At 49.7% G+C, this 14,003-nt stretch carries 10 protein-coding genes; 7 read left to right on the top strand and 3 right to left on the bottom strand.

The window, feature by feature from the left end; genetic code table 11:
* Positions 1 to 448: 448 nt before the first annotated feature.
* The 3 genes from PP769_RS04970 to leuC all read right to left on the bottom strand — a co-directional run bounded on the left by PP769_RS04970 (position 449) and on the right by leuC (position 4,804).
* Positions 449 to 2,446: a monovalent cation:proton antiporter family protein gene (locus tag PP769_RS04970; RefSeq protein WP_312645803.1), complete on the bottom strand. Its 1,998-nt coding sequence runs from the start codon at positions 2,444 to 2,446 to the stop codon at positions 449 to 451.
* A gap of 246 nt (positions 2,447 to 2,692) precedes the next feature.
* Positions 2,693 to 3,328 carry a 3-isopropylmalate dehydratase small subunit gene (gene leuD, locus PP769_RS04965; protein ID WP_312645802.1) on the bottom strand — a complete coding sequence of 212 codons (636 nt, stop codon included), beginning with the start codon at positions 3,326 to 3,328 and terminating at the stop codon, positions 2,693 to 2,695.
* 69 nt (positions 3,329 to 3,397) lie between these two features.
* Positions 3,398 to 4,804 (bottom strand): 3-isopropylmalate dehydratase large subunit, encoded by a 1,407-nt coding sequence (gene leuC / locus PP769_RS04960; RefSeq protein ID WP_312645801.1) that lies wholly within the window; start codon positions 4,802 to 4,804, stop codon positions 3,398 to 3,400.
* Positions 4,805 to 5,215: 411 nt separating this feature from the next.
* Between leuC and PP769_RS04955 the strand changes: the two genes are divergently transcribed.
* The 7 genes from PP769_RS04955 to dprA all read left to right on the top strand — a co-directional run bounded on the left by PP769_RS04955 (position 5,216) and on the right by dprA (position 13,947).
* Positions 5,216 to 6,259, top strand: coding sequence for a rod shape-determining protein (locus tag PP769_RS04955; RefSeq protein ID WP_376753394.1), 1,044 nt, complete (start codon positions 5,216 to 5,218; stop codon positions 6,257 to 6,259).
* A 16-nt stretch (positions 6,260 to 6,275) separates the two neighbouring features.
* Positions 6,276 to 7,157, top strand: a complete 882-nt coding sequence (gene mreC, locus PP769_RS04950; protein WP_312645800.1) for a rod shape-determining protein MreC — start codon at positions 6,276 to 6,278, stop codon at positions 7,155 to 7,157.
* Between the two features lie 9 nt (positions 7,158 to 7,166).
* Positions 7,167 to 7,676, top strand: a complete 510-nt coding sequence (mreD, locus tag PP769_RS04945) for a rod shape-determining protein MreD (protein WP_312645799.1) — start codon at positions 7,167 to 7,169, stop codon at positions 7,674 to 7,676.
* Positions 7,677 to 7,686: 10 nt separating this feature from the next.
* Positions 7,687 to 9,519 carry a penicillin-binding protein 2 gene (gene mrdA, locus PP769_RS04940; protein ID WP_312645797.1) on the top strand — a complete coding sequence of 611 codons (1,833 nt, stop codon included), beginning with the start codon at positions 7,687 to 7,689 and terminating at the stop codon, positions 9,517 to 9,519.
* 41 nt (positions 9,520 to 9,560) lie between these two features.
* Positions 9,561 to 10,685 carry a rod shape-determining protein RodA gene (gene rodA / locus PP769_RS04935; RefSeq protein WP_312645796.1) on the top strand — a complete coding sequence of 375 codons (1,125 nt, stop codon included), beginning with the start codon at positions 9,561 to 9,563 and terminating at the stop codon, positions 10,683 to 10,685.
* 329 nt (positions 10,686 to 11,014) lie between these two features.
* Positions 11,015 to 12,568 carry an Rne/Rng family ribonuclease gene (locus PP769_RS04930; RefSeq protein ID WP_312645795.1) on the top strand — a complete coding sequence of 518 codons (1,554 nt, stop codon included), beginning with the start codon at positions 11,015 to 11,017 and terminating at the stop codon, positions 12,566 to 12,568.
* Positions 12,569 to 12,810: 242 nt separating this feature from the next.
* Positions 12,811 to 13,947: a DNA-processing protein DprA gene (gene dprA, locus PP769_RS04925; protein WP_312645794.1), complete on the top strand. Its 1,137-nt coding sequence runs from the start codon at positions 12,811 to 12,813 to the stop codon at positions 13,945 to 13,947.
* Positions 13,948 to 14,003: the final 56 nt, after the last annotated feature.

Raw genomic sequence — 14,003 nt, 5'->3', positions numbered from 1 at the left:
ATCCCCAAAAGCCTTTAGGCATCAACCAGGCAGGGAAGGTTGGAGAATTCTTCTGGCACTTGGCGTCCAATCATGATCGTTCTTGAACGGCACGTTTGCCAGGTCTTCTTCCTTCTCCTTGAGACGTGCGCAAGGCGTGAAGGCTCAAAGCTTACTTGACGAGGCCCTCTGGTTTGGAATACGAAAAGATCCATTCGCGAAGCTTTCCTTCACCGAAAGCCCAGACGACATCGCATCCCCTTCCAGGACCCACCTGGGATGCAGGGTTTCTCCAGCATGGAGCCCTCATGGCAGGCAAGCCTGATTCCAAGAGCTTTAAAAGATCACCCCAGCGACGTTCTACACCTGAAGAAGATAAGCCATAATCATTGGGTGGAACGATTTTGTAGAGGAATCGACCATACGGGCTTACCCGCCGTCCAAATAGGCCCGGGCAAGACCAAGCCTTTTACATTTTGACATCCACGAGCAAGGCGATGGCCTTACGGATTTGCTCACGCGCACCAAGAAGGACGAGGACATCACCTGGCTCCAGAATCGTTTCGTGAGAAGGATTGGATTGCGTCACGCCATCCCGTGTAATCGCAATCACCGAAGCGCCTGTCCGTCCATGGATATGCAACTGCGTCAATGGTTTCCCCAACGCGGGAGAATCGTTTTCCACCCGACAGGTATCGACTTGCACATCAGCCAATGTCCCAGCACGCAGATGGTGTGCTAACTCAGGGAGCTCCCCTCTCCGGAGTAGGAGATACCCTTCCCGACGAATTTGTTCAACTTTATCTTGAATCCTGTTCTTCGGCGTCTGATAGGTACGCAGAACCAAGGCAAAAATTTCAATTGATGTTTCGAATTCTTCCGGCACGACATCATTGGCTCCTAGTTCTTGAAGGTCCTGCAATTCCTTTAAATATCGTGTTCGTACGACAATATGAAGATTGGGATTCAGTTGTCGTGCTTGTTGAACAATTCGGCGCGCGCCAAAAGGGTCAGAGGTAGCCACCACGAGTACTCGCGCCAATAAGATGCCGGCTTGAGTCAACACTCTGGGATTCGTCCCATCCCCATAGAGCATGGTGCCCCGTCCCTTTTTTTGATCAGCCTGCACGACATCAGGATTGACGTCCAGCACCACAAATGGAATCTCCATATCACTTAAAACCCTGGCAAGATTCCGGCCATTTAAGCCATAACCCACGATAATGACATGGTCTTTGACTTTAATCTTGATACTTTGCCGCACATTGACCTGACGTCGAGGGAACCAATGTTTTAGGCGGTCAAGAGCCTCAGTTCGTCTAGCCAGGCGGGGAGCCCATTGAATCAAAAATGGCGTAATTGTCATGGACAACACCGATACTGCAAGAAATATATTATAGGCATGGGTATTCAATAATCCTTCTCCCTGCCCCACCCGGGCCAGGATAAAGGCAAACTCTCCCACCTGCGCTAATGCCACCCCCGTTAATAATGCAGTAGAAACGGGAACTCCAGCAAGGAATACCGCTCCGGTTCCTGTGAGGAACTTGCCTAACACGACAAGCACCAATAATCCCATCACCAAAATGGGAAATTCCGCGATGACCGAGGGATTCATTAACATCCCCACTGAGACAAAAAATAAACTATTAAAACTATCCCGAAAAGGAATGACTTCGGCCAGTGCCTGATGACTATATTCCGATTCAGAAATCACTAGCCCCGCGATAAATGCGCCTAGAGCCAATGACAATCCCGCGAGGGAAGTCAACCAAGCCGTTCCCAGCCCCAATACAATAATCGACAGGAGAAATAACTCTCGACTTCGAGTCCCCACAATAAGATGAAGAACATGAGGGACAAGAACCCGAGCAGCCAACACGATCAACCCCACAACCAAAACGGATTTCACGAGCGTTTCGACAATGACCCCGGTCTCCCCTTGGGAACCCGTTCCCAGTACCGGAGTCAGTAAAATCATAGCCACAACGGCTAGATCCTGAAAAATAAGAATCGCCATGGTCGCTTGCCCATGCAACGCATCCATTTCTCCTCGATCTCCCAGAATCTTAAGGACAATGGCGGTGCTGCTCAACGACAACAACAGTCCCCAGAAAACCGATTCTTCCCATGATCGACCCAGAAACCAACCCCCAAGTGCTACAACACTCAGCATACTTAAAATTTGCAGGGGACCTCCAACCCATAAGAGCCTTCTGGAAGCCCGTATTCGCGAAAGAGAAGTTTCCAAGCCTATGGTAAATAGCAACAATACCACACCGATTTCGGCGAGAGTTTCGACTTGGTGTAGATCGGAAATGAGGTTCAGGCCGTAAGGCCCCACTAAGGTGCCAGAAACTAAAAATCCCGCAACTGCCGGTAGCCGGAGTTTTTGAAAAACAAAAACAACCAGAACAGAAATAGAAAAAATAATGAGGACATCCCGTAGGATGTGGACTTCACTCATCTTTTGGGGGTGCGGCTCTGGGCAATGACTCCCATGCAGGGTATTTCCAGCAATATACGAGAACAGGATAAAGGAGACGGGGATGATCTCAAGAACCCATCATCCCTCGGATTGAGAATAATGTCCACTCTGCGCTGCGCCCCACTCAACGGACATGGGCCAATGCTAGTTCCGGTAAGATCGTAAGAAGAATCGAGATGGGTCCTTCCAGGCCCATCCCGATTAGTCGAGAAGATCAAGAGACGTTCACAAGCGGTCTGAAGAGGAAAAATCCTGAAAGAGCCAGGGGGCCTCCTGAGCCCTGCGTTTTTCATAAGCGGCAATTGCAGATTCGTGTTGAAGCGTGAGCCCTATTCCGTCTAATCCCTTTAACAAACAATCCTTGCGAAATGGATCCAATGCGAACGAATACGTTTCCCCTTCAGGAAGGGTGACCACCTGCTGAGCCAAGTCGACTGTGATGTGATATTGGTCGGTATGGGCTACCCGGTCAAATAAGGTTTGGATGTGTTCTCCTGGAAGCTCGACGGGAAGAATTCCATTCTGGAAACAATTATTGTAGAAAATATCGGCAAAACTCGGAGCCAGAATACAACGAATGCCATAGTCCAACAAAGCCCATGGAGCATGTTCCCTTGAGGACCCACACCCGAAATTTTCACGGGTCAACAAAATCGTGGCCTCTTGATAGCGCGGTTGGTTGACAAAAAAATCATGATCCGGAGACCCATCCGCACGTCGCCGCCAATCGGCAAACAATCCCTCTTTGAGGCCGGTGCGATGGATCGTTTTCAAATATTGTTTCGGGATGATTTGATCCGTATCGACATTTCCCCGATTTAACGGAGCGACCGTTCCCGTCAATATAGTAAACGCTTGCATATCTATCTCCCGTGTTATGCTAGAGGAAGTAATGGCCATCCTGTAGACAAAAGAATCCCCTCATGAATCTCACAGCTTCCAGTCACGAATATCCACAAAATGTCCTTCAACCGCAGCAGCAGCAGCCATGGCAGGGGAGACTAAGTGCGTCCGTCCGCCTTTACCCTGACGTCCCTCGAAATTTCGATTACTGGTTGAAGCACATCGTTCTCCCGGTGTGAGCACGTCCGCATTCATGGCGAGGCACATACTGCACCCCGGTTCACGCCATTCAAACCCCGCTTCGCGAAAAATCCGATCCAACCCTTCTTCTTCCGCTTGGTGTTTGACTAACCCTGATCCTGGGACCACCATAGCCTTGACACTTGGAGCGACGCGCTTTCCTTTGACATACCGAGCCGCCACCCGCAAGTCCTCAATTCGTGAGTTTGTGCAGGATCCGATGAAGACTCGATCGACCCGGATGTCACATATAGGGATGCCAGCTGGCAACCCCATATACGCTAAGGCCCGTTCTGTGGCCATCCGCAATTTTTCATCCGCAATGGATCCAGGATCGGGCACATGGCCATTCACATCAGTCACCATTCCAGGATTGGTCCCCCAAGTCACTTGAGGAGAAACATCTTCTCCTCGCAGCTCAACAACCTTATCAAACCTGGCTCCAGGGTCGGTTTTCAAATTTAGCCAATCCGACTTGGCCTGTTGAAACAGCGCTCCTTTCGGACTGAGGGGTCGGCTCTTCACGTATGCGACCGTCGATTCGTCTGGACTGACAAGACCAGCGCGCGCTCCCGCTTCAATAGACATGTTACAAAGGGTCATCCGGCCCTCCATTGAAAACGATCGGATCACCGAACCCGTATATTCCACGACAAAACCGTTTCCACCACCAATACCAATTTGCCCGATAATCGCCAGAATCACATCTTTGGAAGAACAATAGTCAGGAAGCCTGCCCTCCACACGAATTTCCATAGTTTTTGGTCGTTTTTGAACCAAGCATTGCGTCGCCAGCACATGCTCGACCTCTGAAGTACCAATACCAAACGCCAAGGCGCCAAACGCTCCATGAGTGGAGGTATGAGAATCTCCACACACAATTGTCATCCCCGGTAGCGTCAACCCTTGTTCAGGTCCGATCACATGAACAATGCCTTGCCGGATATCCTCCATCCCATAATACGTTATTCCAAATTCTTCGCAGTTGCCTTCCAAGGTTGAAATTTGCAAGGCACTCATGGGATCGGCAATACCCTGCGACCGGTCGGTGGTTGGAACATTGTGATCGGGAACAGCAAGCGCCGCGGTTGGACGTCGTGGCCTTCTTCCGGCTAACCGAAGCCCTTCAAAGGCTTGAGGAGAAGTCACTTCATGCACCAAATGTCGGTCAATATATAATAAGGTTGTTCCATCTGGTTCTTCACGAACCACATGTTGATCCCAAATCTTTTCAAACAATGTTTTGCTTGCCATGGAATGTATCCTTCTTTTTGAAAATTTGCGGACTCTAATTATCTACATTCATCCCCTTCTGGCAAGAGCCAGGAAGAGTTTTTTCCAGAGTTGTATTCATCTCCGCCTTTTCTTTGTGGTCTTTTAAGACTTCTGATATACTTTTCCCTGCGACAGGGGACAATCCAACCTTATGGCTCCACCTGCTAACTACTTAGGTGGAAATAAGTGAGTGCCGACAACGATTCATCCAGCCCAGAACCAAATTTAAGTGGTTTCCGGCCAATCGTGAACAACGACCAAACGTCGATACATCCATAAAGCAGCAAAGGTTATCTATTTCCCCTGGAGCGAAGAAAGACTCTAACAATCCTAATTCCGAATCCGCCATTGTCGCCCACCCTCTGAAATTAATAGGTCTCAACACTTCACATGGGTATATTCAATTATTGTATTAGCCATTTTTCCCAAGATATGGCCATCGATCTGGGAACCTCTTCTACCTTAATTTATATCAAGGGGAAAGGGATTGTCCTGAACGAACCTTCCGTCGTGACAGTTGAGACAAACTCAAAAAAACTTCTCGCGGTTGGGGAAGAAGCGAAGCGAATGATCGGTCGAACCCCGGGCAATCTCACCGCCATTCGTCCCATGCGAGAGGGTGTAATTGCTGATTTTGACATGACGGAACACATGTTACGGCACTTTATCCAAAAAGTTCATCGCGGGGGAACTCTCCTCAGGCCACGCATCATTATTGGTGTCCCGTCCAGGATCACACAAGTCGAACAACGTGCCGTCAAGGAATCGGCTGAGCTCGCTGGTGCCCGTGAAGTTTATCTCATTGAGGAACCGGTTGCCGCGGCTATTGGGGCAGGATTACCGATTACCGAGCCTTCCGGCAACATGGTCGTCGATATCGGAGGAGGCACTACCGACATCGCCGTGATCTCCCTGGGAGGCATTGTATACAGTGAATCGGTCCGTATCGCCGGCGACCAACTAGATGGAGCGATCACAAGCTATCTCAAGCGGGAATACAGCTTATTAATCGGCGAACATATGGCAGAACGCATCAAGATGGAAATCGGCTCAGCCTACCCTCTGCCTGAAAAAAAGCAAATGGCCGTCAAAGGGAGAGATGTAGTATCCGGCATCCCCAGAACGATCCTCGTTGACGACAATGAAATACGAGAAGCGTTACAAGATTGCCTCACCACCATCATCCGAGCCATCCGTCTGGCCTTGGAAAACACTCCGCCTGAATTGGCAGGGGATATTATTGACCGGGGGATCGTGCTGACCGGAGGCGGATCGATGCTTCAAGGGCTGGATAATCGACTACGTGAAGAAACGTCTTTACCCATTGTCACGGTCGATGACCCCTTAACCTCGGTTGTCTTGGGAGTAGGGAAAACTCTTGAGGAATTCAGCCTCCTTCGGAAAATTTCCTCGCATTCCAGGCTGAATCCCTGAGCTTCCCTCAATTTGCATGCCTCGATCAGAGCCAAATTTTCCCATATCCACAAGTATCCGGCGAGTCCTAGGAGTTATCTTCATTCTATTCCTCGCCCTCCTGCTGTTTCTGCCTCGACAATCTCAGGAATGGTTAAGTCATGTGGGAGGGCCTTTCGCCCGAATTCTTGAAGTCCCTCTTCATGTTGTCGCCTCGATACAGAGTTCTATCGGTCACGCCTGGGACCAATACATCGACTTACAAAATGTTTGGGAAGAAAACCAACAGCTCAAGCAGGAAGTTCAGCGCTTACAAGGTGAGCAGAATACTCTTCGAGAACATGCCATCATTGCCGTGCAATATCAACAATTGCTGGCGTTTCAGAAAACCACACCCATGACGACCCTTCCGGCTCGAATCATCGGCCGGAACGTGTCCAATTGGTATCGGGCGATGATCATCAATAAAGGTAACCAAGACGGCGTTCATCCGGAAATGGGAGTCATCACCGATGCCGGAGTGGTAGGTCGTGTGGTACGAGTAAACCCCACGACGGCCGTCGTGCTTCTGCTTTCCGACCCCAACGTCGCGATTACCGGGATGATCCAAAAAAGCCGGGATGAGGGTCTGGTCCAGGGAACGCCTCAAGGAACCATTCAAATGAAATATCTGCCTCCTCTATCGCCTGTCCAACCAGGAGATCCAGTGGTCACATCTGGATTAACGGATGATTTTCCCCGTGGACTCCAAATTGGCCGGATTCAACAGGTTACCAAAGCCGATACCGACTTATTTCAATTGGGTGAAATTGATCCAATTGTCGATTTTGCCAACCTGGAAGCGGTCCTGGTTATTACCTCATTTCAGCCTGCTCCCATTTCTTCTTTACCAAAACCGCCTGTCTCGCCTTCTCCCTAATATAATCTCGTGACTATTTTTCTCGACATCCTTTTGTGCTTTGGAGTGGTTCTGGCTCAAGCCACCTTTAGCACCCTTCTATCCGCCAAAGGAATTTACCCTGACCTATGTTTCATTCTAGCCTGTGTAATAGGATTTCACTCAGGAGAATACAAAGGACTCAGGATCGGACTGACGGTGGGACTTTTCCAAGATTTATTCAGTCCTGGCGGTATTGGGCTCAATATGATCTTAAAGGGACTCGCGGGAGCCCTGGCCGGCGTCACGACCCACACGTTTTCCACCGTCACCAGTCCCGCTATCTTGCTTGTCAGCTTTGCCCTGTCGGTAGGTTGCGGATTGGCCTCTCTCGTCGTGGCATATCCGGTTCTAGATGCTCCGATACTTTTTCAGGCTCTCTCCTCCCGACTTCTCCCACAAGGACTCTATAATAGCCTCCTGACCTTAGGAATATTCTGGGTTATTAAGTACATTGGCCCATCGCTGAGTATGGTACACTTAGGACGGGGACCACGATAAGACCCGCACAATGCTGGACACTTCCCGCCAGGCTAATGAACTTGCCGATATTCAAAATCGGTTAATATTCGTCAAAATCGGATTTCTGATGCTATTGGTGTTGCTGGGGTTACGCCTTTGGCAATTGCAGGTGCGAGACGGATTGCACTATCAAGAACTTGCCCGCGACAATCGCACTCGATCCATTGTCTTAGAACCGGCTCGAGGACTTCTATATGATCGGAATGGTGAACTCCTCGCCAATAATATCCCCAGCTTCCAACTGTATGTTTCTTTGGAAGACATACAGGACCGTGAGGCCCTTTTGGCTCAGTTACCCCATTACATAGATATTGACCAACAAGAGATTTCCAATAAACTTTCAATAAAAAGCCGAAGAGGCCGAGTCAAGATCAAAGCCGACATTACGCTAAAAGAGGCGGCACTCATAGAATCGCACCGGCTTGAACTCCCCGGTGTGGTAATTCAGCCGGAATATCAGCGTCACTATCCCCTTAACAATTACGCCTCGCACGTCCTGGGGTACGTGGGTGAAATTTCCGAATCACAGCTTAAAGACCCGGAATTTTCCCATCTTCAGGGAGGACGCATCATTGGGCAAAATGGAGTGGAGCGAACATTTGATGAATATCTTCTTGGAGAAACCGGAGAGGAAGTGATTGAAGTCGATGCCTTGGGGTATCCAAAACGATCTCTCTCAGTTCGTCGTCCCCTGGCCGGGGATGACCTGTACCTGACGATCGACATTCGACTTCAGCGCCTCGCAGAGGACCTTCTTGGACAGGAAGCGGGGGCCATTGTTGCCCTGGATCCGTGGAATGGGGACGTTCTGGCTCTGGCGAGTAAACCCGGGTTTAATCCTAATGATGTTTCAGGAGGGATTAGTGCCAAGGATTGGCAACGATTTCTCATGGATACACGCCACCCTCTCACCAATCGCGCCATTCAAGGGCAATATCCTCCAGGGTCGGTATTTAAAATCATTATGGCCGCAGCCCTCTTGGAGACTCACACCCTCAGCGCACAGGAAATGGTACCCTGCCATGGAACCTTTCCTTTTGGAAGGCGAGTCTTTCGTGATTGGAAGGCGGGAGGCCACGGTCAGGTCGACTTAACCAAAGCTATCGCGGAATCGTGCGATGTCTACTTTTACAAAGCCGGCAATCAATTGGGCATTGATCCCATCGCCACCTATGCTCGTCAATTCGGATTAGGTGAAAAAACCGGAATTGCGCTCCCTTCCGAACGGTCGGGTCTTGTTCCATCCTCAGAATGGAAAAAAAGGGTCAAACGGGAACCATGGTATCCTGGCGAAACCATTTCCATTTCTATTGGACAAGGGTTTTTAACCGTGACTCCCATTCAGATGGCCAAAGTTGCGGCCATCGTAGCAACCAATGGACGAGTGGTCCAACCCCGTTTGCTCAAAGCCTCTCGACTTCGGCGAACCGGCACACTCAAAGAAAAGCCAGAGCCACCCATTCGACAATTGGGTATTCCTCCCCAAACGTTTGCCCATATCAAGGAAGGATTGGCGGCAGTCGTCACGAAGGGTACAGCCAAACTGGCGCAATCAGAATTCGTGAGCATTGCAGGCAAAACTGGAACGGCGCAAGTTGTCGCCCTGAAACCGGATGGAGACAAGGACAAAAACAAGGAGCCTCAAAAAGAATTTCGAGACCATGCGTGGTTTGTGGCCTTTGCTCCCGTCGAACACCCGAAGATTGCCGTGGCGGTATTAGTTGAACACATGGGGCATGGAGGCTCAGCGTCCGCCCCCTTGGCCAAGACCATCATCGAAGCCTATATGGGCTTTGAGACAACCCAAGAGCCTTCTCTTTGATAAGGAATTTGCTCTCGTAAGGATGGAGAATAACGCATCTCATGTCATTAATGAACGACAATGTGAATCGCCGCGGACTGGATACCTTCGATTGGTGTTTCCTGGGTGTCATTATGGCGATTATCTCTTTGGGCATCCTATCCATTTATAGCGTGACCAACCCTCAGTCGGGGACCGGATTCCCTATTTATCTCAAGCAGGCCACATGGATGATGGTTGGTTCCTTAGCCTTTCTGGTCGCGGTCGGTATTGACTATCACAAGCTCGCCCGGCTGTCATATGTGCTCTATGGGATCGGACTGATCTTACTTATCATCGTGTTAATCGCCGGGAAAACCAGTAGGGGCTCTCAACGATGGATTCCTCTCGGCCCCTTTGCGGTCCAGCCCTCAGAATTCATTAAGATTCCATTGCTACTCATGCTGGCAGCCTACTATGGGGCCACCACCCGTGAAGGCTGGGTTCGTCGATTGATCATACCTGGACTGATCGTACTTCCAGGATTTTTGCTTATCCTCAAGCAACCTGACCTGGGAAGTAGCTTGGGCTTTCTGGCCATTTTTCTTGTGGTGATTCTCACGGTAGGCATGAAATCCAAGGCCTTTGGGTTTGTGATTCTGGCAGCCCTAATGTTGTTCCCCTTTGCCTGGGGCGGGGTCTGGGGCTCCCTTCATGAGTACCAACAGGATAGGATTCTCAGCTTTGTTGATCCCAATTCTGATCCTGGTGGCAAAGGTTATCACGGGCTTCAATCGCGCATCGCCATCGGTTCAGGCCAATTATTGGGAAAGGGATTATATGGGGGAACCCAAACCCAATTTAAATTTCTTCCTGAGGGCCATACCGATTTTGTGTTTGCAGTATTCGCAGAGGAATGGGGCTTTATTGGGTCAATAGTCTTACTTTCCCTATATATTCTCTTATTTTTAATGGGTTTAGAAATCGCGTTGAAAGCCAAAGACATTGTCGGGACTCTCTTGGCTGTCGGAGTGGTAACCATGATAGCCTTTGGAGTTGTCGTCAATATTGCCATGACATCCGGTCTGGCCCCCGTTGTGGGCATTCCCCTTCCTCTCATGAGCTATGGAGGCAGCGCCATGGTTGTGAATCTTACAGCTCTGGGACTCTTGCTCAACGTGAAACGGAGACGTCTGTCACTCCTTTAGGTATCATGTACCCTATGGCTTAATTTTGATAGCGTGGGCCAGGAAATCGCACAAAGAGGGAAACAACGGAGAATATGAATTGGAAAAGTCCCAGAGCCGTGGATTTTTTCACATACTTGCGGGAACAAGGAAGTGGGCACACAGAACCATTCTCAAATGGTTCCATAACAATATTCATTTACAATTATTGACAGAATGGGCACAAAGCTATTTCAGATTTGGACAGGCAGATCCAACAAATTGGCTCAGCCACCTCAGCGACATCTCTTCACCAAGAATGTTGACGAAAAATAGCTTCTGGTCCCTTCTGAGAATGTAGGGAGATCACTATGGGAGTAGAAATTGCGATTAGTGTCACTCGTGAAGAAACACGGGTTGCCGTGCTCGACAATCGTGTCGTAACAGAATTGTATGTCGACCGTCCAAGAAAAAAAGATTTTGTCGGGGACATTTACAAAGGCAAGGTCATTAAAGTTTTGCCGGGTATGCAAGCGGCCTTTGTCGATATCGGGCTGGATCGGGCCGCATTTATCCACGTATCTGATCTATCGGTCGGAACCGAACCGGGGGACACACTTGTGGACAGTGAAGAGGATGAACGCAGTCAGGAGGTGCCGCGCCCTCGACGCCAAACCGCACGTCCCATCGAAAACCTGTTGACAGAAGGACAAGAACTTCTTGTCCAAATTTCCAAAGGCCCCATCGGCACGAAGGGACCTCGGATTACCACGTACGTCTCACTCCCCGGGCGTTTTTTAGTGCTCATGCCCAATGTCGACCATATTGGCGTGTCGCGAAGAATAACGAACGACGAAGAACGTCATCGGCTGAAAGATCTCATGCGGCGTATCCGGAAACCCGAATATGGATACATTGTCAGGACCGTGTGCGAAGACGTACCAGAAGAGGATTTGCAAACAGACGTCAGATTCTTGAGCGCCTTATGGGAAGACACGCTTAAAGCGGCCAACAGCCAACCTGCTCCATCCCTTTTGCATACGGATCTGTCCCTCCCGCTCCGGGTGGTGCGAGACCTATTCACCAAAAAAGTCGATCGACTATTAATTGACGCTAAAGCGGACTTTGAGGAAGTGAAAGATTTTGTCCGTCGCTATCTTCCCGAACAAGCGGCGCGCGTTCATTTCTATGACAAGAAGCAGGAAGGATTATTCGATCACCTCGGGATCGAATTGGAAATTACCAGAGCCCTGAGTCGGAAGGTCTGGCTTAAGTCCGGAGGACACATTGTTATTGATCACACAGAGGCCATGACGGTGGTGGACGTCAATACGGGCCGATTTGTGGGAAAACGCGACCAGGAAGAAACCATTTTAAAAAACAATCTGGAAGCCGCAAAGGAAATTGGCTATCAGATTAAATTACGAGGCATTGGGGGCATAATCATCATTGATTTCATTGACATGGAACGGGAACGGAACCGTGAAAAGGTGTATCAGGCCACCCTGGACGCCCTAGCGGGCGATAAGGCTCAAACACGTATCTCCCGCATTTCTGATCTTGGGCTGATCGAGATTTCCCGTGAACGTGTCCGCGAAGATCTGTTACGGACGTTGTCGGAAATTTGTAGTGACTGTGAGGGGAGAGGATACACCAAATCCACCATGACGGTGGCGTATGAAATTTTTCGGGATATCCGGCGCATCGGAATGACTCGTGGACAACCACAACAAATTGTGGTTGGTGCCAACCCCAAAGTTATTGAGCTCATTTTCGAAACCGAACACAGTAGCATTGAACAACTCGAACAGGAATTTCAACAACCAATATCATTTGAGGCGGATCCTTTACTCCACCTTGAGCAATATGACATCGTCGTGGTAGGAAAATTGACGTCACGTGCCGAATCCCGCACCGCATCCTAATCACGAGAGAACGATTGAATTATGAACGATGCCCTCCATGATCCTTTCTCATTATCCCTAGCACTTGTCTCCAGGAAGAGAAAGGAAGGGGGACATAGATTTTTCCTTCAACCCTGGAAAAATCAGGAGGTCTTTATCCTTCGGAGTCCAATCCGGAGCGTTTTCTGGTTGGAGAGCCATGCAGGCAGACCATTTCACGATGATCTCCGGACTCGTATTCGCCATCCTCACAAAGGATCTGGATGACTGCACCCCTGCAAGGCTGGTTGGAACTTCTGGCAGTCAAAGGACTTGGCCCTGTTACTTACACCAGACTCATCAACAGATTCGGCTCACCAGAAGCCATTCGATCCTTGAACGCCCACACACTCGTATCAATAGGTGAAATTTCTCCATCATTGGCCAGGGCCCTTCATCAACCCATATCTGCTGAAGCACAAGATCACATTGCCAAAGAATTGCAGGCCGTGCAGGATGGGCGATACTCTATCCTGACACTCGCAGACGCTCACTATCCGCCCCGATTAAAAACCATCACGGATCCTCCTCCGGTACTCTGGTATACAGGCCAGCTCCAGGACCGCGATCAACAGGCCCTTGCCGTAGTCGGTTCAAGAAAAGGCTCGCACATCGGTCGAACATTCACGCGACAACTGAGCGGCGATTTAGCTGCACTGGGCTTTACGGTTGTGAGTGGCCTGGCCAGAGGCATTGATGCGGCGGCCCACGAAGGCGCACTCGCCACATCTGGGAGAACCCTGGCGGTCCTGGGATGCGGCATTAACCGCACCTATCCGCCTGAGCACGGTCCGCTACGACAACGCATTGAACAGCAGGGAGCTGTTCTTTCTGAATTTCCCATGGGGACCCCTCCACATTCTTACCATTTTCCTCAACGTAATCGGATCATTAGTGGACTCTCACTTGGTGTGATCGTCGCGGAAGCCACCTCACGCAGTGGGTCCCTCATTACCGCTCGGATGGCCTTAGAGCAAAACCGTGAAGTCTTTGCCGTACCGGGAAATGTGACCAATACGTTGACTCGCGGCCCTCACCGCCTTATTAAAGAGGGAGCGAAATTAGTCGAAAGTTCTTTTGATGTTGTGGAAGAAATTCTTCCTATGTTAGAACCCTCCTTCCGGGAGCAACTCGAGAAGCAACAAGGCGCGCTTCAGCCTCAGTCTTCCGCGCCTTCACTAGGGGCAGAGGAACAACATCTATTTGACTGTCTTTCACTTGAACCTGTTTCCTTAGATGATTTAATCACTCAATGCACCTATGCCCCATCTGAAGTCATGAGCATTCTCTTGTCTTTGGAGATCAAAGGGCTTATAAAGCAGATACCGGGGCTGCAATATCTCCGGATGAGCATTCGATAGTACGCAATTCATCCTTCCCCTGTGGGAAATGTGCTCGTGAATAATTCATGACTTTC

The organism is Candidatus Nitrospira allomarina, from assembly GCF_032050975.1.
Classification (GTDB): Bacteria; Nitrospirota; Nitrospiria; order Nitrospirales; family UBA8639; genus Nitrospira_E; species Nitrospira_E allomarina.
Note: the sequence above shows the minus strand (reverse complement) of the source record. Positions and strands in the feature narration are given on the sequence as shown.

What these genes read in the sequence shown, in the direction of transcription:
- PP769_RS04955 (WP_376753394.1), top strand. Translation starts at nt 5,216, where the DNA reads ATGGGTATATTCAATTATTGTATTAGCCATTTTTCCCAAGATATGGCC.
- leuD (WP_312645802.1), bottom strand. Translation starts at nt 3,328, where the DNA reads ATGCAAGCGTTTACTATATTGACGGGAACGGTCGCTCCGTTAAATCGG.
- dprA (WP_312645794.1), top strand. Translation starts at nt 12,811, where the DNA reads ATGACTGCACCCCTGCAAGGCTGGTTGGAACTTCTGGCAGTCAAAGGA.
- rodA (WP_312645796.1), top strand. Translation starts at nt 9,561, where the DNA reads ATGTCATTAATGAACGACAATGTGAATCGCCGCGGACTGGATACCTTC.
- mreC (WP_312645800.1), top strand. Translation starts at nt 6,276, where the DNA reads ATGCCTCGATCAGAGCCAAATTTTCCCATATCCACAAGTATCCGGCGA.
- PP769_RS04970 (WP_312645803.1), bottom strand. Translation starts at nt 2,446, where the DNA reads ATGAGTGAAGTCCACATCCTACGGGATGTCCTCATTATTTTTTCTATT.
- mrdA (WP_312645797.1), top strand. Translation starts at nt 7,687, where the DNA reads ATGCTGGACACTTCCCGCCAGGCTAATGAACTTGCCGATATTCAAAAT.
- PP769_RS04930 (WP_312645795.1), top strand. Translation starts at nt 11,015, where the DNA reads ATGGGAGTAGAAATTGCGATTAGTGTCACTCGTGAAGAAACACGGGTT.
- leuC (WP_312645801.1), bottom strand. Translation starts at nt 4,804, where the DNA reads ATGGCAAGCAAAACATTGTTTGAAAAGATTTGGGATCAACATGTGGTT.